This is a genomic window from Pseudonocardia sp. ICBG601, assembly GCF_020496245.1.
In genome coordinates this window covers 2,498,241-2,517,484 of sequence record NZ_JAHLJA010000148.1, presented here as the reverse complement: position 1 = coordinate 2,517,484, position 19,244 = coordinate 2,498,241, and the positions used below count along the sequence as shown (strand labels likewise).

Below are 19,244 nucleotides of genomic sequence, written 5' to 3'. Positions count from 1 at the left end.
GGTACTGGAAGTCAGCGCCCGGCCGCTAGGCGTGCCCGGAGGAAGATTCCGTCCGCCGGTCACCCACCCGGCGGCACGGTGCACCTGAACGGCCCTCGTCGCACGTCCCACTCGGGCTGCGCGCTGTATTCTGAGAACCTTTTTCGGACCGCAGCGAGCTGCCCGGTCCGGGTCGTCCGATGCGGGTGGCTCCAGGTGCACCGAGACGACAGGAGGAGCAGTTGGCCGCGATCAGTGACCAGACGCGTCGCCCCTCGCCCGGTGGGCTGTACGCCGCCGATCACGAGCACGACGCCTGCGGTGTGGCCATGTTGGCCGACGTCACCGGCAAGCGCAGCCACGCCATCGTGCAGAAGGCCATCGAGGCCCTGCTGCGACTGGAGCACCGCGGTGCGCGTGGCGCCGAGTACAACACCGGTGACGGTGCCGGGATCCTGATCCAGGTCCCGGACGCGTTCTACCGCGAGGTCACCGACTTCGACCTGCCCGCGGAGGGCGCCTACGCCACCGGCATCGCGATGCTGCCGCGTGACGAGGCCGAGGCCGCCGCGGCGATCGAGCGGATCGACGCGCTCGCCGCCGAGGAGGACCTCACGGTCCTCGGGTGGCGCGAGCTCCCGACCGACCCCGACGCCGCCGACCTGGGCTCGATCGCCCGGGACGCGATGCCCGGCTTCCGCCAGCTGTTCGTCGGCGGTGTCGAGCTGACCGGGGACGCCCCGGAGAACGCCCCCGCCGGCATCGAGCTGGAGCGCCGCGCGTTCTGCTTCCGGAAGCGGGTCGAGCACGACACCGAGACCTACTTCCCGTCGCTGTCGCCGCGCACCGTCATCTACAAGGGCATGCTCGCCGAGCCGCAGGTCGCCGCGTTCTACCCGGACCTGAACGACGAGCGCGTGACCTCCGCGCTGGCGATCGTGCACTCGCGGTTCTCCACGAACACGTTCCCGGCGTGGCCGCTGGCGCACCCGTTCCGCTACGTGGCGCACAACGGTGAGATCAACACCCTGCGCGGCAACCGGAACTGGATGGCGGCCCGCGAGTCGCTGCTGGAGTCCGCGAACCTGCCCGGCGACCTGTCGCGGCTGACCCCGATCGTCACCCCGGACGCGTCGGACTCGGCCACCTTCGACGAGGTCCTGGAGCTGCTGCACCTGTCCGGGCGCAGCCTGCCGCACGCGGTGCTGATGATGATCCCGGAGGCCTGGGAGCACAACACCGAGATGGACCCCGCCCGGCGGGCGTTCTACGAGTACCACTCCACGCTGATGGAGCCGTGGGACGGACCGGCCCTGGTCGCGTTCACCGACGGCACCCAGATCGGCGCGGTCCTCGACCGCAACGGCCTGCGCCCGGCCCGCTACTGGGTCACCGAGGACGGCCTGGTCGTGCTCGCCTCCGAGGTCGGCGTGCTGGACGTCGCGCCCGACAAGGTCGTCCGCAAGGGCCGCCTCGAGCCGGGCCGCATGTTCCTCATCGACACCGAGCGCGGCAAGATCGTCGACGACGACGAGGTCAAGGGCGCGCTGGCCGCCGAGCAGCCGTACACCGACTGGCTGCACGCCGGTCTGATCCGGCTCGACGACCTGCCCACGCGTACCCGCGAGACCCCGACCCACGAGACGCTCAACCTGCGCCAGCAGGCCCTCGGCTACACCGAGGAGGAGCTCAACCTGCTGCTCCGCCCGATGGCGGTCACCGGGGCCGAGCCGATCGGCTCGATGGGCAACGACGCGCCGATCGCGGCCATCTCCGAGCGCCCGCGTCAGCTCTACGACTACTTCATCCAGCTGTTCGCCCAGGTCACCAACCCGCCGCTGGACGCGATCCGCGAGGAGCTCGTCACCTCGCTGTTCAGCCAGCTCGGGCCGGAGCAGAACCTGCTCGACGCGACGCCCGCGCACTGCCGCACGATCGTCGTGCCGTTCCCGGTGCTGACCAACGACGACCTCGCGAAGATCGTCCACATCAACGACGACGGCGAGTTCCCGGGCTTCAGCTCGCACGTCGTGCGGGGCACGTTCTTCGCCCGCGACGGCGGCAAGGGCATGCTGTCGCGGCTGGCCGAGATCAAGCAGGAGGTGTCCCGCGCGATCGAGGGCGGGGCCCGCCTGATCGTGCTGTCCCAGCGCGGGGTGGACGCCGAGCACGCGCCGATCCCGTCGCTGCTGCTCACCGGCGCCGTGCACCACCACCTGGTGCGGGAGCGTTCCCGTACCCGGGTCGGGCTGCTCGTCGAGTCCGCCGACGCCCGCGAGGTGCACCACATCGCGCTGCTGCTGGGCTACGGCGCCTCGGCGGTGAACCCGTACCTGGCGATGGCCACGGTCGAGGACCTCGCCGAGCGCGGCGACGTCCCCGGCGTCGACGGCCGGACCGCGGCCAAGAACCTGGTCAAGGCGCTCGGCAAGGGCGTCCGCAAGACCATGTCGAAGATGGGTGTCTCGACCGTCGCGTCCTACACCGGCGCGCAGATCTTCGAGGCCATCGGTCTCGGGTCCGAGGTCGTGGACTCGGCGTTCGTGGGCACCACCTCGCGGCTGGGCGGCGTCGGCTTCGACGTGCTCGCCGAGGAGGTCCTCTCCCACCACCGCCGCGCCTACCCGGCCGACGACGTCCGTGCCTCGCACCGGGCGCTGCCGGTCGGCGGCGAGTACCAGTGGCGTCGCGAGGGCGAGCTGCACCTGTTCAACCCGCAGACCGTCTTCAAGCTGCAGCACTCCACGCGGGCCGGGAAGTACGAGGTCTTCAAGGAGTACACGAAGGCCGTCGACGACCAGGCGCGGAAGCTGATGACGCTGCGCGGCCTGTTCACCTTCAAGGACGGCCAGCGCGAGCCCGTGTCGGTCGACGAGGTCGAGTCGATCGAGTCGATCATGACCCGGTTCGCGACCGGCGCGATCTCCTACGGCTCCATCTCCCAGGAGATGCACGAGACCCTGGCGATCGCGATGAACCGCATCGGCGGCCGGTCCAACACCGGTGAGGGCGGCGAGGACCCGGACCGCTTCACCCCGGACCCGAACGGCGACTCGCGGCGCAGTGCGGTCAAGCAGGCGGCGTCCGGCCGGTTCGGCGTCACCTCCGAGTACCTGGTCAACGCCGACGACATCCAGATCAAGATCGCCCAGGGCGCCAAGCCCGGTGAGGGCGGCCAGCTGCCCGGCGGCAAGGTCTACCCGTGGATCGCGACCACCCGGTACTCGACGCCGGGCGTCGGCCTCATCTCGCCGCCGCCGCACCACGACATCTACTCGATCGAGGACATCAAGCAGCTCATCCACGACCTGAAGAACGCCAACCCGCGGGCCCGCATCCACGTGAAGCTGGTGTCCCAGGTCGGCGTCGGGACCGTGGCGGCCGGCGTGTCCAAGGCGCACTCCGACGTCGTGCTCATCTCGGGCCACGACGGCGGCACCGGCGCCTCGCCGCTGTCCTCGATCAAGCACGCGGGCGGTCCCTGGGAGCTCGGCCTGGCCGAGACCCAGCAGACGCTGATGGCCAACGGGCTGCGTGACCGGATCACCGTGCAGGCCGACGGCCAGCTCAAGACCGGGCGCGACGTCGTCATCGCGGCGCTGCTCGGCGCCGAGGAGTACGGCTTCGCGACCGCCCCGCTGGTCGTGTCGGGCTGCATCATGATGCGCGTCTGTCACCTGGACACCTGTCCGGTCGGCGTCGCGACGCAGAACCCGGAGCTGCGCAAGAAGTTCAACGGCAAGGCCGAGTACGTCGTGAACTTCATGAGGTTCGTGGCGCAGGAGGTCCGCGAGATCCTCGCCGAGCTGGGCTTCCGCTCGCTCGATGAGGCGATCGGCCGGGCCGACGTGCTCGACGTCGACACCGCCGCCCAGCACTGGAAGTCCAAGCACCTGGACCTCTCGCCGATCTTCAAGATCGCCGACGTGCCGGACGACGCGCCGCGCAAGCGGACCCGCGAGCAGGACCACGGCCTGGACAAGGCGCTGGACAACACCATGATCCAGCTGGCCGAGGGCGCGCTGCGCAACGGCGACCGGGTCCGCCTGGACCTGCCGGTGCGCAACGTCAACCGCACCGTCGGCACGATGCTCGGGTCCGAGCTGACCCGGGCGCACGGCGGCAAGGGCCTGCCCGACGACACGATCGACATCACGTTCACCGGCGCAGCCGGGCAGAGCTTCGGTGCGTTCGTGCCCAAGGGCATCACGCTGCGGCTGGTCGGCGACACCAACGACTACTTCGGCAAGGGCCTGTCCGGTGGCCGGCTGACCCTGCGGCCGGACCCGTCGTCGCCGTTCACCGCCGAGGAGAACGTCATCGCCGGCAACGTGATCGGCTACGGCGCGACCTCGGGCGAGATGTTCATCCGCGGTGTCGTCGGCGAGCGGTTCTGCGTCCGGAACTCGGGCGCGGTGGCCGTCGTCGAGGGCGTCGGTGACCACGGCTGCGAGTACATGACCGGTGGCCGGGTCGTCGTCCTCGGGCGGACCGGGCGCAACTTCGCGGCCGGCATGTCCGGCGGCGTCGCCTACCTGCTCGACGTGGACCGGAACCGGGTCAACCCGGAGATGGTCGACCTCGACCCGCTCTCGGACGAGGACCGGTCGATCGTGCACGACCTCGTCGAGCGGCACCACGCCGAGACCGGTTCTGCGGTGGCGCATGCGCTGCTCACCGACTGGGACGCCGCCGTCGAGCGGTTCGGCAAGGTCATGCCCAAGGACTACAAGCGCGTGCTGCTCGCGACGGAGAACGCCGAGCGCGAGGGCCGCGATGTCAACCAGGCGATCATGGAGGCTGCTCATGGGTGACCCCAAGGGCTTCATGACCACTCCCCGGCAGACGCCCACCCGGCGGCCGGTGGACCTGCGGCTGATGGACTGGCGCGAGGTCTACGAGGACTTCCCGACGAAGACCCTGGAGTCCCAGGCCGGGCGCTGCATGAACTGCGGCATCCCGTTCTGCCACCAGGGCTGCCCGCTGGGGAACCTCATCCCCGAGTGGAACGACCTGGTCTACCGCCAGGACTGGCGGGAGGCGATCGAGCGGCTGCACGCCACGAACAACTTCCCGGAGTTCACCGGGACGCTGTGCCCCGCCCCGTGCGAGGCGGCGTGCGTGCTGGCCATCAACGACGACGCGGTCACGATCAAGCAGGTCGAGATCGAGATCGTCGACAAGGCCTGGGACGAGGGCTGGGTCGGCCCGCAGGTGCCCGAGGTGAAGACCGGCAAGAAGGTCGCCGTCGTCGGGTCGGGTCCGGCCGGGCTGGCCGCCGCCCAGCAGCTGACCCGGGTCGGGCACGACGTCGTCGTGTTCGAGCGGGCCGACCGCATCGGCGGGCTGCTGCGCTACGGCATCCCCGAGTTCAAGATGGAGAAGGCGCGCCTGGACCGGCGCCTGGAGCAGATGGTCGCCGAGGGCACCCACTTCCGGGCCTCGGTCGACGTCGGCACCGACATCACCGTCGAGCAGCTGCGGGCGGACTTCGACGCGGTCGTCCTCGCCGGTGGCGCGACGGCGTGGCGCGACCTGCCCGCCGACGGCCGCGACGCCGAGGGCGTCTACCAGGCGATGGAGTTCCTGCCGTGGGCCAACCACGTGCAGCAGGGCGACATGGACGCGCCGCCCATCTCCGCCGAGGGCAAGGACGTCGTGATCATCGGCGGCGGTGACACCGGCGCCGACTGCCTGGGCACCTCGCACCGTCAGGGCGCGAGGTCGGTGACCCAGCTGGAGATCATGCCGACCCCGCCGGAGCACCGCACCGACGGCATGCCCTGGCCGACCTACCCGATGGTCTACCGCGTCTCCTCGGCCCACGAGGAGGGCGGCGAGCGCCTGTTCTCGGTCAACACGACCGAGTTCGTGAAGGACGCCGACGGCAAGCTCGCCGGCATCCGGATCGTCGAGGTCACGCGCGGCGAGAAGGGCTTCGAGCCGGTCGAGGGCACCGACAAGGAGCTCCCGGCCCAGCTGGTGCTCCTCGCGATGGGCTTCGTCGGCCCGGAGAAGGGCGCCCTGCTGAACGACCTCGAGGTCGACCTCGACGAGCGCGGCAACGTCGCCCGCGACGACCGCTACATGTCCTCGGTCGACGGCGTGTTCGTCGCCGGTGACATCGGCCGCGGCCAGTCGCTGATCGTGTGGGCCATCGCCGAGGGCCGCTCCGCGGCCGCCGGTGTGGACGAGTGGCTCACCGGCCGCTCCGTGCTGCCCCGCCCGATCGACCCGGGCGACCGCCAGATCGCCTGACGTCGTACGCACGGACGAGGGGCCCGGCCGCACAGGCCGGGCCCCTCCCGTGTGCCGGGGTCAGTCCATGCGCTCCAGCTCGTACGCGTCGTCGCCGATCCAGATCCGCACGCCCTCGGCGTCGTCGGAGATGTAGCCGTCCTCCTCCTCGCCGAGCTCGCGGATCGCGCCGAGCGCGAGCCGGTCGAACTCCACGACGCCGTCGCCCACGTCGACCGGCCGGTACTCCCGGGCCAGCATCGCGGTGCGGCACTGCGTCGCCAACCACGTCGCGTTCTCCGTACCGACCTCGACCCGCCACCGCTCACCGCGCATGCGACGAGTATGGCCTGGATCACTCCGTCCGTCGCCGGTCTTCTACCGGCGATCGTGACGGAATGCTCCTCATCGGACGCACACCGCGATCCGCTCCCGCCCGTCGCGGGGGCGGCGCCGCTCACGGTGGCGGGCGAGACAGGGGCCACTGCACCCACAACCCGACGGCGGGTCGGGCGTTGAACCCCGTGACCGGCATCTGCAGAACCGGGAGCCCCTGTCGATGCCGGGCACCATCGGGTCATCGGGTACCGCGGCCACGCGCCGCGGGCCCGATGCCCGGTGGTGTATCCCCGCCCCGGTCGCCGCGTGAGGCGATGAGTTCTCCGGGGCCCGCCGGTCGTAGGCGGTGAGTGCCCCGGAACCGCCGGGGCCGTGCCCGCGGAGGCCACCATGACCGCTCCCTCCCCCACCCGCCGTATGCCGGTCGCCGCACACCGTGCGCTGTGGGTGCTGCAGATCCTGCTCGGCCTGTTCTTCGTCCTGGCCTCGGCGCTGCCGAAGTTCTGGGGCGACCCGTTCGCCGTCGCGATCTTCGACGGGATCGGCCTCGGCCAGTGGCTGCGCTACGTCGTCGGGTTCCTCGAGCTGGCCGGCGGGATCGGCCTGTGCACCCGGCGCTTCGCCACCCCGGCCGCCACCGGGCTCGTCCTGCTGATGATCGGTGCGGCGCTCACCCAGGCATTCGTCCTGCACGGCGGGGCGCTGGTCGTCACGCCGCTGGTCCTCGGCGCCCTGGCCGCCGTGATCGCGGTCGCGCGACGGAACGAGACGCTCACCACGCCTCGCTGACCTGCGTTTACGCACAGCGATCATCGGGCATCTCCGGGGAGAGAAGACCGATCCGGATACCCCGGTTCGCCCGAGTCAGTCCCGCAAGGGGGAGGAACCCGCCATGGCCGACCGCCACGTCAAGCCGGTCGACGACGGCTGGACCGTCGAGAAGGAAGACGCCCAGCGCCCGAGTGCCCGTACGAGCACCCAGGCCGAGGCCATCACCCGGGCGGTGGAGATCATCGCCAACGACGGCGGCGGCAACCTCGTCGTGTACGGCACCGACGGCTCGGTGCGCGAACGCCGCTCCATCGACTCCGACGCCGACGCCGGCACCGCCACGAAGGCCGCCGCGAGCGCCACCGCCACCGCGGCCGGCGACACCGCGTCGAAGGCCGCCGAGACCACCGGCAAGGCCGCCGACAAGATCGGTGCCGACACGAGGACCACCGCCAAGAAGGTCGCCGGCGAGACCGGTGACAGCGCGGCGAAGGCCGGCGAGACCGTCAAGAAGGGCGCCGACAAGGTCGCCGCCGAGGCCCGCAAGGTCGACGACCAGGGCAAGGACCCGAAGAAGGCGGGCAAGGCCGCCGCCGAGGCCGCGAAGGCCACCGGCGAGCAGCTGGCCGGGAACGCCCAGCGCACCGGCAAGCAGGTCGCCGGCGAGGTGTCGGCGTCCGCGGAGCGGTCCGCCGCCACCGTCAAGGCCGTCGCCGGACAGGGTGCCGACTCCGCGGTGCGCACCGCGGACCGGGCCGCGCGCGTGAGCGCCCGCGTCGAGGACGACCTCGACGACACCGGGGCCCGCCTGGCCCGCCGGCTCTACGAGAACGGCGAGCGTGCCGCCTCGCAGCTCGACGACCTCGCCCTGCGCGTCTACAAGCCGCTGAACCCGATCCGGTTCACCAGCCGCGTCGCCGCCGGGGCGGTCGCCACCGCGTTCGGCGTGACCGGTGCGGTCACCTCGCGCGCGGGCAAGCTGTTCCAGCGCGGGACCCGCAAGGCCGCCGGCCGCTGAGTCCCTGCAGTACCGCGACCGCGCCCCCGCCGACCTCGTCGGCGGGGGCGCGGTCGTGTGCGGTCAGGACGGCGGGCGCAGCACGTAGTCGCCGGTGTCGTCGCTCCACTCCATCGCGATGAGGTCCCGGGCGCGGGCCGCCTTCGCGAAGGACAGGAAGCTGCCGAAGCCGTAGCGCTTCTCGGAGAAGTCCGGCACCCGCTTGCGGAGCTGGTTCTTCAGCCCGGACAGCTGCGGCGGGTCCCCGGCCGCGGCGATCCCGCGCACCACGTCGACGAGCAGCGCGAACGCGTCGTGGTCGGCGTCCGGGTCGTCGGGCAGCGCCACCTCGGGGTCACCCTGCGCCGCACCGGTGGTCAGCGTGACCGCGCCGCGGTCCTGCAGATGGCGCAGCAGCTCGCCGAAACCGCGGAAGCCGTGGTCGGCCTCGTCGAAGGTCGGGTCCTTGCGCAGGATCGCGCGCTTGAGCCGCGACGCCAGCACGGTGCCGTCGGCCTGCCGGGCGAGACCGCCCAGGGTGCTGACGACGAGCCCCGCGACGTCGCGCTCCTCGGCACCGGTGGTGGCGGTGTCGTCGCTGCCGTCGGAGAAGGTGACGTCGAACGGGTCCGGCGGGACGATCGGTTCCGGTTCCGGCTCCGGGACCGCGACCGGGGCGGGCGTCGACACCGGTCCCGCGGCCGCGGCGGCGGCCGGAGCCGGGCGGGGACTCCCCCGGCGACGACGCGGCGGCGCGGGCGCCTGGGTCGGCTCGACACCGGGGAGCCGGTCGTAGAACAGGAACTCGTCGCAGGCGGGCGGCAGCAGCGCCGAGGTCGAGGACTGCACCCCGATCCCGATCACGCGCTTGTCCAGCTCGCGCAGCTTGTGCATGAGCGGGGTGAAGTCGGAGTCGCCGGTGCCGATGGCGAAGGTGGTGATGAACTCCCGCTCGTAGGCGAGCTCGATCGCGTCGACGGCGAGCTTGATGTCCGCCGCGTTCTTGCGGGAGCCGCCGATCCGCTGCGGGATCTCGATGAGCTCCACCTGGGCGCGGGCCATCAGGCGGCGGTCCTCGTCGAAGGAGGACCAGTCGGCATAGGCGCGGCGGACCACGACCCGCCCGCGTTCGGCGAGCGCGTCGGCCACCGGGCCGAAGTCGAAGGGGACGACCCCGAGCCCGTCGCGGGCGCCGATCGCGAGGTTCTCGTAGTCGAGCAGCAGTGCGATGCGTTCGTCCTCGTGGGCCACCGCGGAAGCCTAATGCGCTGGCCCGGGTGCCCGCCCGCAGGGCACGGTGCACCGATGCGCGCGGAGGACGTCGAGAACGCGGTGACGGTACTGGTCGGAGCGCTGGGGACGGTGCCCGACGACGGCTGGTCCGCCCCGGCCGGACCGCTGGACTGGTCGTGCCGCGACACCGTGGTGCACGTCGCGGACGACCTGTTCGGCTACGCCGCCCAGGTGGCGCTCGCCCCGCCCGACGACTACCCGCCGTTCGAGATCGTGGTGCCCGGCGGCGTCGGCACCGCCGGGCTGCTGCAGGTCGTCGCGACCGGCGGGGCGATGCTCGCCGCCGCCGTCCGGACCGCGCCCGCGGGGGTGCGCGGCTGGCACCCCTACGGCGACGCCGACGCGGCCGGGTTCGCCGCGATGGGCGTCGCCGAGGTCCTGGTGCACACCCACGACATCACCCGGGCCACCGAACCGGCGTGGGCGCTGCCGGCGGCGCCGTGCCGGGACGTGCTCGCCCGGCTGTGGCCGGACGTCGACGCGGGCGACGACCCGGCCGGGGCGCTGCTGCACCACACCGGCCGGGCGTCGTGGCGCGGTGTGCCCGCGCCGGTCCGGTGGCGCTGGTACGGCGCGCCGCGCTGAGGGCGGCGCCGGGGCCTGAGGGGGCGCGGGCGGTCAGCCGCCGTCCGGCTCCCCCTGCGACCCGCCCAGCGGCTGCTCGGCGACCTGGCCGGTCCACGCGGCACGCGCCCCGGAGTCCCCGATCCGCACCGTCGTCACCACCGCCCCGACCGCGACGACGACGGCCAGCACGGCCACCACCACCGTCGCGACGGTCCCGCCGGGCGCCGTCCCGGCCGGGACCTCCGGGGCCCCGCCGCCGACCGTCGCGGGGACGCGGCGCCCGGCCCGGACCGCCGCGACGTGGCGCACCGCGACCACGACGGCGACCACGGCCAGCCCGGCGACCCACGGCAGCAGCCCGTCGCCCAGCTCGGTGTGGGCCCGGATGAGCGGGGTCCGCGGCAGCCGGTGCTCCAGCCACTCCCCCGCCTCGGTGGTCACCGGGACCAGGGCCAGGGTGGCCGCGGCGAGCACCACGGTCGGCCAGACCAGACGCACCCGCGCCGCGGGCCAGACCGCGACCAGCACCAGCCCGAGGGCGGTCAGCGGGACCAGCACCACGACGCCGTGCACCAGCAGGATGTGCGCCGGCAGCCCGGCGATCGTCGACTCCACACCGGCGACGCTAGGACCGGCGTCACCCCTCCGGACAGTGAACTCAGCAGATCCTCACCGGGTTCTCACCCGGGCCTCACAGCGGCAGGGGATGATCTCGCGGGCACGACACGAGGAGAACGGTCCATGGACGCCGGCACCACCGGGATCGACGCGGTCCCGATCACCACGTGGCAGTTCGTGACGGGGTTCGTCCTCGCCGGTGTGGTGGTCCTCGTGCTGGTCGTCCTGGGGGTGCGGCGGGCCGGGCGGTCCCGGTACCGGTCGCTGCGGATCCTCGCCCGGCTGGGCGCGACGGGCGTCGTCGCGGTGGTGCTGCTGTCGAACGCCCTGGTCGGGGTGAACGCCGGGCTGGACTACCTGCGGACCGTCGGTGACGTGGCCGGGACCGGACCGGTCGAGGGGATCGGGGTCGCCCAGCTGCTGCTGAGCCGGAAGGTCCCGGCGACCGGTCAGGTCGTGCAGATCCCGATCCCGGGGACGGCGTCGCACTTCGCCGCCCGGCCCGCGGTCGTGTGGGTGCCGCCGGCCTGGTACGAGCGGCCCCGGCCGCAGCTGCCGGTGATCGTGCTGCTCCACGGGACCCCCGGACGTCCGGTGGACTGGGTGGACTCCGGGGGCGCCGCCGACGTCGCGAACGCCTGGGCCGCCCAGCATCACGGGGTGGCGCCGATCCTGGTGATGCCCGACGTCAACGGCACCTACACCGCGGACTCCGAGTGCGTCGACACCTCGACCGCGAAGGTCGAGACCTACCTGACCCGCGACGTGCCCCGGGTGGTGAGCAGGCTGCTGGGGACGCGGCCGCCGGGGCCGTCGTGGGCGGTGGCGGGGTTGTCCGAGGGCGGCAGCTGCGCGGTGATGCTGGCGCTGCGCCACCCCACGGTGTTCGCCACGTTCGGTGACTACGCCGGGCTGCTCGGCCCGCGGGTCGGGGACTCCAACGGCGGGGTCCCGGACACCGTCGCCGGGCTGTTCGGCGGGTCGCAGACCGCGTTCGCCGCACACGACCCGGCGACCCTGCTGGCCGCGAACCGGGTCCCCGGGATCGCCGGCTGGTTCGAGGCGGGCGACGCCGACACCGACCCGGCCGCCGCCGCGCGCACACTGTCGGCGGTGGCGACCCGGGCCGGTGTCGAGAACCGGCTGGTGATCGTGCCCGGTGGCGGGCACGACTTCGACCTGTTCTCCCAGGCGCTGTCGGACTCCTACCCCTGGCTCGTGGGACGGGTGTCGGCCCCGATCCCCTGATCCGCGGTCAGGGCGCGCCGAAGCCGGCCGCCCCCAGGACCTGACGGCCCTCGTCGCCGTTCACGAACTGCACCCACTTCTGCGCCAGCTCGGCGTTCTTCGTGTTCTTCAGGACGACGATCGGGTACTGGTTGACCGCCTCCGACGCCTGCGGGATGTCGACGCCCTGCGCCTGCCCCTTCGACGCGGTGACGTCGGTCCGGTAGACGAGCCCGGCGTCGGCGTTGCCGGTGGTGACCTTCTGCAGCACCGACTTGACGTCCTGCTCCTCGGAGACGGGCGTGATGTCCACGCCGGCGGCCTTCTCGACCTTCTCCGTCGCCGAGCCGCACGGCACCTGCGGGGCGCAGACCACGGTCCGCAGACCGGGCTTGCTCAGGTCCTGCAGCGACGCGATCTGCTTCGGGTTCTGCGGCGCGACCGCGATCTGCAGGGTGTTGGTGGCGAAGACCTCGGGCTGCCCCTGGGCGTTGCCCGCGTCGGTCACCTTGGTCATGTTGTTCTGGTCGGCCGAGGCGAACACGTCGGCCGGGGCGCCCTGGTTGATCTGCTGGGCCAGGGCCGAGGACCCGGCGAAGTTGAACACCACGTCCGTGCCCGGGTTGGCGGCCTCGAACTTCTTCTCCAGGTCACCGAACGTGCCGGTCAGCGACGCCGCGGCGAACACCGTCAGCGTGCCGCCCTGCGCCTCGCCGCTCGGCTGCGCGGCGGTCCCGCCGCCCCCGGCTCCCCCGCCGCAGCCCGCCAGCGCGAACAGCGCCGTCGCCGCCAGCGCGGCGCCGGCCACTCGTCCTCTGATCCTCACGAACACCCTCCCGGGATCGACTCCTCGCGCCGTTCGCCGATCACGAACTGCGGCTCGGCGGGCATCTTATGCACGCAATCACCGGTTACGCACCATCGATCGGCACGCAGGTCCGGATCTCTACCGCGCGGCTCGACTGTGGACTCTCAGTGATCGCTCAGCGTCCTCTGGGGTTGCTCTGCGCAACGACCGGAAGGGTCACCCACGGCGGCGGATCGTGCCGCCACGACGCAGGAGGACGACGGCGCATGGTGCTGGAGACGCTGGTCCCGCCGGGGGCCCCGGCCCCGGGGACGACGGCGGTGGGGTCGGCCCGCGGGCGGGACGGGTCCACCCCGGGTCCGGCGGTGCGGCGATGAGCGCGGTCGAGACCACCGTCGAGATCGCACCGCCACCGGGGCCGTCGCGGCGTCGCCGGCGCCGACGTCGGGCGGGTGCCGTGCTGGGGGTGCTCGTGGTGCTGCTCGGCGGCGCGGGCGCCGGGGTCGGCGCGGTGACGCTGGCCGCGCCCCCCGGGACCGGGCCGGTCGAGGCGACCGCCGAGTGGGCCCGCGACCACGGGCTGAACTGGCTCGTCACCGGCCTGGAGAAGCTCCAGTACGACGTGGACGCGCCGTCCGAGGGCGGCACCCCGGCCGGCGGGATCCCGCGGGCTCCGGGTGCGCTGTCCGACCCGGCGACGACGCCGCCGCTCGCCCCGGTCGCGGCGGGGGCCCCGCTGCCCGGGGAGGGCGTGTGGCAGACCGTCGTCGCCGACCACGGGCGGCCCGCGGTCCAGGTGACGACGCTGCGGGTCGACGACACCCACACCTCCTACCTCGCCGGGGTGCTGCGGATGGACCCCGCGCTGGTGCGGGGCACCCTGCACCCGGGCGTCGGCGAGCCCGCCGGGCACTGGCACGCGTCGACGTCGCTGGCCGGGCGGGCGGGTGACGGCGTGGCGGTGGCGTTCAACGGCGGGTTCAAGCTGTCCGACCCCAGCCACAACGGCTACTACGCCGAGGGCCGCACGGTCGCGCCGCTGCTGCCCGGCAAGGCCAGCCTGGTCCTGCACACCGACGGCCGGGCCGACGTCGGGGCGTGGGGCACCGAGGTCGGGATGGGGCCGGACGTCGCGAGCGTGCGGCAGAACCTGCTCCCGCTCGTCGACGACGGCGCGGTGAACCCGACGTGTGCCACCGGCGGCACCGCGGAGTGGGGCAGCACGATCGGCCAGAACGCGTTCGTCCACCGGTCCGGTTTCGGCGTGACCGCCGACGGCACCGAGGTGTACGTCGCCGGACCGGCGCTGTCGGTGTGCACGCTGGGCAGGCTGCTCGCCGACGCCGGCGTGGTCCGTGGCATGGAGCTGGACATCAACCCGGCCTGGGTCAGCGGGACCTACTTCCACGACCGGCCCGGGCACGCCCCGCAGGGGTTCGCGCTGTTCCCGGCCGAGCAGGTGCCGCCCACCCACTACCTCGCGCCGACGATGCGGGACTGGTTCGCCTGGTACCTGCGGTCGTGACCGGGCGGCGGGTCCCGCCCGGGACGGGTCAGTCCTCGGGCGGGGCCTCGCCCAACTCGTCGGCCTCCGCACCGGCGGCGGCGATCTCCTCCTTGACCACCCCGTAGGCGACCCCGGGCCCGTAGCCCTTGCGCGCGAGCATGCCGACCAGCTTGCGGGCGCTGGACTGCCGCTCCTCGCGACTCCCGACGGGCAGGCTCCGCAGCCGCCGTACGACGAGCTCGCGGGCCCGGTCGCGTTCGGAGTCGTCGTCGATACCGGTGAGCGCCTCGTCGGCGATCTCGCGGTCGACGCCCTTGCGGTGCAGCTCCATCGCGATCGCCCGCTTGCCGAGGCCGCGGTGGCGGTGCCGGGACCGGACCCACTGCTCGGCGAAGGCCTGGTCGTCGACGAGCCCGACCTCGTCGAACCGGTCGAGGACGCGGTGCGCGACCTCGTCGGGGATCTCCTTGCGGCGCAGCGCGTCGCCGAGCTCCTTGACCGTGCGGGCGCGGTCGGTGAGCAGGCGCAGGCAGATGTCGCGGGCGCGGGTCTCCTGCTCCTGCGGTGTCTCGACGCGTGGGGTGGCGTCCACGCCCCGGCGTCTCCCCCGGCCACGGCCCTCTCCACGGCGCCGGCCACGGGGAGTGGTGCTCTCCTCGACCGGGTCCGGCCCGGTGCCCTCGGGCGCGGCGGCCGCGGCGTCCCGGTCGGTCGGGCCTGCCGCGGCGGCCGGACGCCGACGCGGGGTCGCGCGGTCGCGACGGGGTCCGCTGCGGCGAGCACCCCGTCCGGACAGCTCCTCGAAGGAGACCACACGGGGCGAACCGGGTCCCGCATCGTCGACGCCGTCGCCCGCACTCCCGCCGGAAGCGGGGCCGGGGCCGTCGAGGGTCAGTCTGCGGACCGGGGCGGGGGCCGCCGCCTCGTCCGTCGCGCCGTCCGCCGCGGGGCCCGGGGACCAGGCCGCCGGCGGGTCGGTCGCCGTCGTGGGGGCCTCGTCGGCGCCGCTCAGCGCGGCGAACGAGACCTGGTGGGGGCTCGTGTCCCAGCCGGGGACCGCCGGGGGCTCGGCGACGGACTCGTCCGGCCCACCGCCGGTCGGGTCGGCGGTCCGGATCGCGGGCGGATCCTGCTCGTCGGTGACCGACGGGGTCACGCCGAACAGGTCGTCGAGCGGGACGGTGCGGGGCCTGGTCGGCTCCGCACCGTCCCGTCCGGACGTGCCTCCGGACCCGTCGCGCTCGCCGGTCACGCTCAGAAGTCGACCGGGGCCGGGAGGGGCTCGACCGGGCTGGTCTCCTCGGCGTCGACGACGGCGCCGATCCCCAGCTTCTCCTTGATGCGCTTCTCGACCTCGGCGGCGACGTCCGGGTTCTCCTTGAGGAACTTGCGGGCGTTCTCCTTGCCCTGCCCCATCTGGTCGCCCTCGTAGGTGTACCAGGCACCGGACTTGCGGATGATCCCCTGCTCGACGCCCACGTCGATCAGCGAACCCTCCTTGGAGATGCCGACGCCGTAGAGCACGTCGAACTCCGCCTGCTTGAACGGCGGGGCCACCTTGTTCTTCACGACCTTGACCCGGGTCCGGCTGCCGACCATGTCGGTGCCGTCCTTCAGGGTCTCGATGCGGCGGATGTCCATACGGACCGACGCGTAGAACTTCAGCGCCTTACCACCGGTCGTGGTCTCCGGGGACCCGAACATCACGCCGATCTTCTCGCGCAGCTGGTTGATGAAGATCGCGGTGGTGCCGGAGTTGCTGAGCGCACCGGTGATCTTCCGCAGCGCCTGGCTCATCAGCCGGGCCTGCAGACCGACGTGGCTGTCGCCCATCTCGCCCTCGATCTCGGCGCGCGGCACGAGCGCGGCCACCGAGTCGATGACGATGATGTCGAGCGCGCCGGAGCGGATCAGCATGTCCGCGATCTCCAGCGCCTGCTCACCGGTGTCCGGCTGGGAGACCAGCAGGTCGTCGGTGTCGACACCGAGCGCCTTGGCGTACTCCGGGTCGAGCGCGTGCTCGGCGTCGATGAACGCCGCGACACCGCCCGCGGCCTGCGCGCTCGCCACGCAGTGCAGCGCGACGGTCGTCTTACCGCTGGACTCCGGGCCGTAGATCTCGACGACGCGGCCGCGCGGGATGCCCCCGACGCCGAGCGCGACGTCGAGCGCGATGGAGCCCGTGGAGATGGCACTGATCGGGACGCGGGCCTGGTCGCCCAGGCGCATCACCGATCCCTTGCCGTGGTTCTTCTCGATCTGGGCGAGGGCGAGTTCGAGCGCCTTGCCGCGGTCCGGAGCGGACATCTCTTGACTCCTCGCTGGTGGTCGACGATCGGGTCCTGCTGGTGTCTTTCGGGGAGGCACACCACAACGGTATGGGGTACCCCTGACAGTTACGGGCCCGGATCGGCGCCTGTGGACAACTCGTCCGACACCGCGCCGCAGGACCGGTACCGCGGGCCCTGCCGGAACCGTAGACGAACACGCGTTCGATCCGACACCGCGACACGCCGACCGGGCACCCACGGGAGCCGAGCGGTCACCACGACCGCCCGGGGCGCCGCTACCGCCGTGCGGGTGGGACCTCGTAGGCCGCGCAGACCGCGCGCCAGACCCGGCGCAGGTCGAGACCCGCCTCGATCGCCTGCTCGACGGTCCGGCCGCCGAGGTCGGCGAAGACGTGGTCACGGGCCAGCGACGCCGCCCGCACCGGCCCGAACTCGCCCTCCATCAGTTCCCGGAAGTGGCTCAGTCGCACGCCCGCGAGGGTAGACGGGTCACCCGTTCCGTGCGGTGTCCGCCCGATGACGGCCCGGAGCCGGTAGCCTGGGTGATATGTCCGAACTGCTCGCCACCGTCCCGGTCGACGTCGCCGACGAGGTCCTCGCGACGACCGGCATCGGGTCGCCGCTGGCGTGGCAGGTCGTGTCGCTGCTCGCTCTGCTGTCCGCGCTGGTCGTGCTGGTGCGCTGGTGGCTCCACCAGCGCCGTCGCTGAGGGTCCCGCTCAGCCGGCCGCCGGGCGTCCCGTGCGGGCCGCGCGCGCGGCCACCAGCAGGAACGGCACCGTCGCCACGACCACCAGCGCGCCGAGCAGCGCGTAGGACGACACCGTCACGAGCACCCCGGCCACGATCCCGGCGGCGGCGCCGGCCAGGTTCATCGCCACGTCCACCGAGCCCTGCACCCGCGGCCGGTCGGCCACCGCCAGCGACGCCGTGAGCTGCGCCGACCCGCCCACCACCGCTGCCGACCAGCCCAGGCCGAGCAGCACCAGGCCTACCGACAGCAGGCCGGTCGCGGTCGGCGCGGCGAGGGCGCAGACCACCCCCGCCAGCGGCAGCAGCACCCCGGCACCGGCCAGCACCCGCGCCGGTCCGAGCCGGTCGGCGAGCCACCCGAACAGCGGGCTGAGCGCGTACATCCCCGCGATGTGCAGGCTGATCAACAGCCCGACGACCGACAGCGCCGCGCCGCCGTGGTCCATGTGCACCGGGGTCATCGACATCAGCCCGACCATCACCGCGTGCCCGAGCACGATGCCGACCGCGCCGAGCAGCGCGGGGCGCGAGGCCCGCAGCACCGCCCACGGCCGCACCACCGTGGCCCCCGGCGCGATGGCCGGGGTGCCCGCGCGCTCCCGGGCCCGCAGCAGCGGGTCGGGCCGCAGACCCAGCCACCCGGTCAGGGCCGCCAGGGCGAACGCGACCGCGCAGAGCAGGTACGGACCGGCGACACCGGGCAGCCCGACCGACACGGCCACGGCGTCCAGCGGACCGAGCAGGTTCGGCCCGGCGACCGCACCGACCGTCGTCGCCCACACCACCAGCGCGAGCGCGCGGCCGGCCCGCACCGGCGCGGCCAGGTCGGTGGCGGCGTAGCGCGCGGCGAGCCCGACCGCCGTCCCCGAGCCCACCAGCAGCAACGACACCAGCAGCAGCGCCACCGAGCCGGTCGTGGCCGCGACGACGGCACCGACCGCGCCGAGCAGCCCCACCAGATGACCGCCGACCAGCGCGGGACGCCGTCCCCGGGCCTGGGCCACCCGTGCGACGACGGCGGCCGCACCCGCCGCGCCCAGCACGCTCGCCGTCGACGCGACGCCACCGACCGCGGGCGAGCCGGACAGCCGGGAGGCGACCAGCGAGCTCGCCGCGATCGAGGTCGCGACGGCCGTCCCACCGAGCACCTGCCCGATCGCGAGCACCGCCAGCAGGCGGGGCTGGGCGGGGTCCTGCGGCGGGGAGACGGCGTCGGGTGCGGCGGTCACGGACGGATGCTGCCGTGCGACGGCCGCCGCGCGCCAGGGCGTTACGCTCCGGCCCGGCCACACGAGCGGAGGACGGTGGACATGGCGGGCACGACCCCGAACACACGCAGGTCGGCGGGCACGGACGACGCGGAGCTGCAGAACGCCTACCGCATGGTCTCCGACGTGCTGGCCGGAGCGGTGCGCGAGACCCTCGCCACGCCGGGGCCCGACCCGGCCCGGTTCGCCGTGCGCCGGCTGACCGCGGTCGACCGGGACATGCCGCCGGACGCCACCCCGCCCGGCTGGTCGCTGGCCTTCCTGGTGCTGGCCGACTGGTACGACGCCGCCCGCACCGCGCTCGCCGACCACGACGACCGCTCCGAGCGGGCACTGGCCTGGATCGGGAGCAACCTGGGCCCGCGCTACGCGGCCCGGGCCCGCTACACGGTCGCCCCGCTCGTCGACCCGGCCGACGCCCGCGAGACCTCGCACTACGTCGACGCGCTGGGCGTGGACTTCCTGGCGTCGATGGTCTGGACGGTCGCGGCGGTCGTCGCCGAGTTCCCGGCCGAGGACACCGCGGAGGTCTGGCCCCGCACGAGGGCCGACGCCGCCCGCTGACGTCGCAGGTCACGCCCGGTCCGACG

At 73.6% G+C, this 19,244-nt stretch carries 17 protein-coding genes; 9 read left to right on the top strand and 8 right to left on the bottom strand.

Going from position 1 to position 19,244, the window contains the following annotated elements; all coding sequences use genetic code 11:
- Positions 1–308 precede the first annotated feature (308 nt).
- Both gltB and KPL57_RS41365 read left to right on the top strand, forming a co-directional pair.
- Positions 309–4,793, top strand: coding sequence for a glutamate synthase large subunit (gltB, locus tag KPL57_RS41370; protein ID WP_374203869.1), 4,485 nt, complete (start codon positions 309–311; stop codon positions 4,791–4,793).
- Entirely contained in the window at positions 4,786–6,237 is a 1,452-nt protein-coding gene (locus KPL57_RS41365; RefSeq protein WP_226355864.1) for a glutamate synthase subunit beta, read from the top strand. Before gltB ends, KPL57_RS41365 begins: the two co-directional genes overlap by 8 nt.
- A 60-nt stretch (positions 6,238–6,297) precedes the next feature.
- Here KPL57_RS41365 and KPL57_RS41360 read toward each other — a convergent pair whose 3' ends face one another.
- Positions 6,298–6,552 carry a hypothetical protein gene (locus tag KPL57_RS41360; protein WP_226355863.1) on the bottom strand — a complete coding sequence of 85 codons (255 nt, stop codon included), beginning with the start codon at positions 6,550–6,552 and terminating at the stop codon, positions 6,298–6,300.
- Positions 6,553–6,945: 393 nt separating this feature from the next.
- On the opposite strand from KPL57_RS41360, the gene KPL57_RS41355 reads away from it, so the two are divergent.
- Both KPL57_RS41355 and KPL57_RS41350 read left to right on the top strand, forming a co-directional pair.
- Positions 6,946–7,344, top strand: coding sequence for a DoxX family protein (locus tag KPL57_RS41355; protein WP_226355862.1), 399 nt, complete (start codon positions 6,946–6,948; stop codon positions 7,342–7,344).
- A gap of 103 nt (positions 7,345–7,447) precedes the next feature.
- Complete coding sequence (locus KPL57_RS41350; RefSeq protein ID WP_226355861.1) at positions 7,448–8,344, top strand: DUF2188 domain-containing protein; 897 nt, start codon at positions 7,448–7,450, stop codon at positions 8,342–8,344.
- A 63-nt stretch (positions 8,345–8,407) separates the two neighbouring features.
- Here the strand turns inward: KPL57_RS41350 and KPL57_RS41345 are convergent, their stop codons facing one another.
- The gene (locus tag KPL57_RS41345; protein ID WP_226355860.1) at positions 8,408–9,574 is read right to left on the bottom strand and encodes a PIN domain-containing protein; all 1,167 of its coding nucleotides are present in this window, start codon (positions 9,572–9,574) and stop codon (positions 8,408–8,410) included.
- A 54-nt stretch (positions 9,575–9,628) separates the two neighbouring features.
- Between KPL57_RS41345 and KPL57_RS41340 the strand changes: the two genes are divergently transcribed.
- On the top strand, positions 9,629–10,201 hold the full coding sequence (locus KPL57_RS41340; protein ID WP_226355859.1) for a maleylpyruvate isomerase N-terminal domain-containing protein: 573 nt from the start codon (positions 9,629–9,631) through the stop codon (positions 10,199–10,201).
- 33 nt (positions 10,202–10,234) lie between these two features.
- On the opposite strand, the gene KPL57_RS41335 is transcribed toward KPL57_RS41340, so the two are convergent.
- Complete coding sequence (locus tag KPL57_RS41335) at positions 10,235–10,798, bottom strand: DUF2231 domain-containing protein (RefSeq protein WP_226355858.1); 564 nt, start codon at positions 10,796–10,798, stop codon at positions 10,235–10,237.
- A 126-nt stretch (positions 10,799–10,924) separates the two neighbouring features.
- Here KPL57_RS41335 and KPL57_RS41330 point away from each other — a divergent pair, with 126 nt between their 5' ends.
- Positions 10,925–12,049 (top strand): alpha/beta hydrolase family protein, encoded by a 1,125-nt coding sequence (locus KPL57_RS41330; protein ID WP_226355857.1) that lies wholly within the window; start codon positions 10,925–10,927, stop codon positions 12,047–12,049.
- A gap of 7 nt (positions 12,050–12,056) precedes the next feature.
- On the opposite strand, the gene modA is transcribed toward KPL57_RS41330, so the two are convergent.
- Positions 12,057–12,848: a molybdate ABC transporter substrate-binding protein gene (modA, locus tag KPL57_RS41325; RefSeq protein ID WP_374203868.1), complete on the bottom strand. Its 792-nt coding sequence runs from the start codon at positions 12,846–12,848 to the stop codon at positions 12,057–12,059.
- Between the two features lie 361 nt (positions 12,849–13,209).
- Between modA and KPL57_RS41320 the strand changes: the two genes are divergently transcribed.
- Complete coding sequence (locus KPL57_RS41320) at positions 13,210–14,361, top strand: hypothetical protein (RefSeq protein ID WP_226355855.1); 1,152 nt, start codon at positions 13,210–13,212, stop codon at positions 14,359–14,361.
- Positions 14,362–14,389: 28 nt separating this feature from the next.
- Here the strand turns inward: KPL57_RS41320 and KPL57_RS70700 are convergent, their stop codons facing one another.
- From KPL57_RS70700 to KPL57_RS41305, 3 genes are all read right to left on the bottom strand, one after another.
- The gene (locus KPL57_RS70700) at positions 14,390–15,595 is read right to left on the bottom strand and encodes a RecX family transcriptional regulator (RefSeq protein WP_308253087.1); all 1,206 of its coding nucleotides are present in this window, start codon (positions 15,593–15,595) and stop codon (positions 14,390–14,392) included.
- Positions 15,596–15,597: 2 nt separating this feature from the next.
- Complete coding sequence (recA, locus tag KPL57_RS41310; RefSeq protein ID WP_020624149.1) at positions 15,598–16,650, bottom strand: recombinase RecA; 1,053 nt, start codon at positions 16,648–16,650, stop codon at positions 15,598–15,600.
- Between the two features lie 259 nt (positions 16,651–16,909).
- Complete coding sequence (locus KPL57_RS41305; protein ID WP_226355854.1) at positions 16,910–17,104, bottom strand: DUF3046 domain-containing protein; 195 nt, start codon at positions 17,102–17,104, stop codon at positions 16,910–16,912.
- Between the two features lie 77 nt (positions 17,105–17,181).
- Between KPL57_RS41305 and KPL57_RS41300 the strand changes: the two genes are divergently transcribed.
- A complete protein-coding gene (locus KPL57_RS41300; RefSeq protein ID WP_167379121.1) occupies positions 17,182–17,343 on the top strand; it encodes a hypothetical protein in 162 nt (53 codons plus the stop codon).
- A 9-nt stretch (positions 17,344–17,352) separates the two neighbouring features.
- Here the strand turns inward: KPL57_RS41300 and KPL57_RS41295 are convergent, their stop codons facing one another.
- Positions 17,353–18,615: an MFS transporter gene (locus tag KPL57_RS41295; RefSeq protein ID WP_226355853.1), complete on the bottom strand. Its 1,263-nt coding sequence runs from the start codon at positions 18,613–18,615 to the stop codon at positions 17,353–17,355.
- Between the two features lie 81 nt (positions 18,616–18,696).
- On the opposite strand from KPL57_RS41295, the gene KPL57_RS41290 reads away from it, so the two are divergent.
- On the top strand, positions 18,697–19,218 hold the full coding sequence (locus tag KPL57_RS41290) for a hypothetical protein (RefSeq protein WP_226355852.1): 522 nt from the start codon (positions 18,697–18,699) through the stop codon (positions 19,216–19,218).
- Positions 19,219–19,244 lie beyond the last annotated feature (26 nt).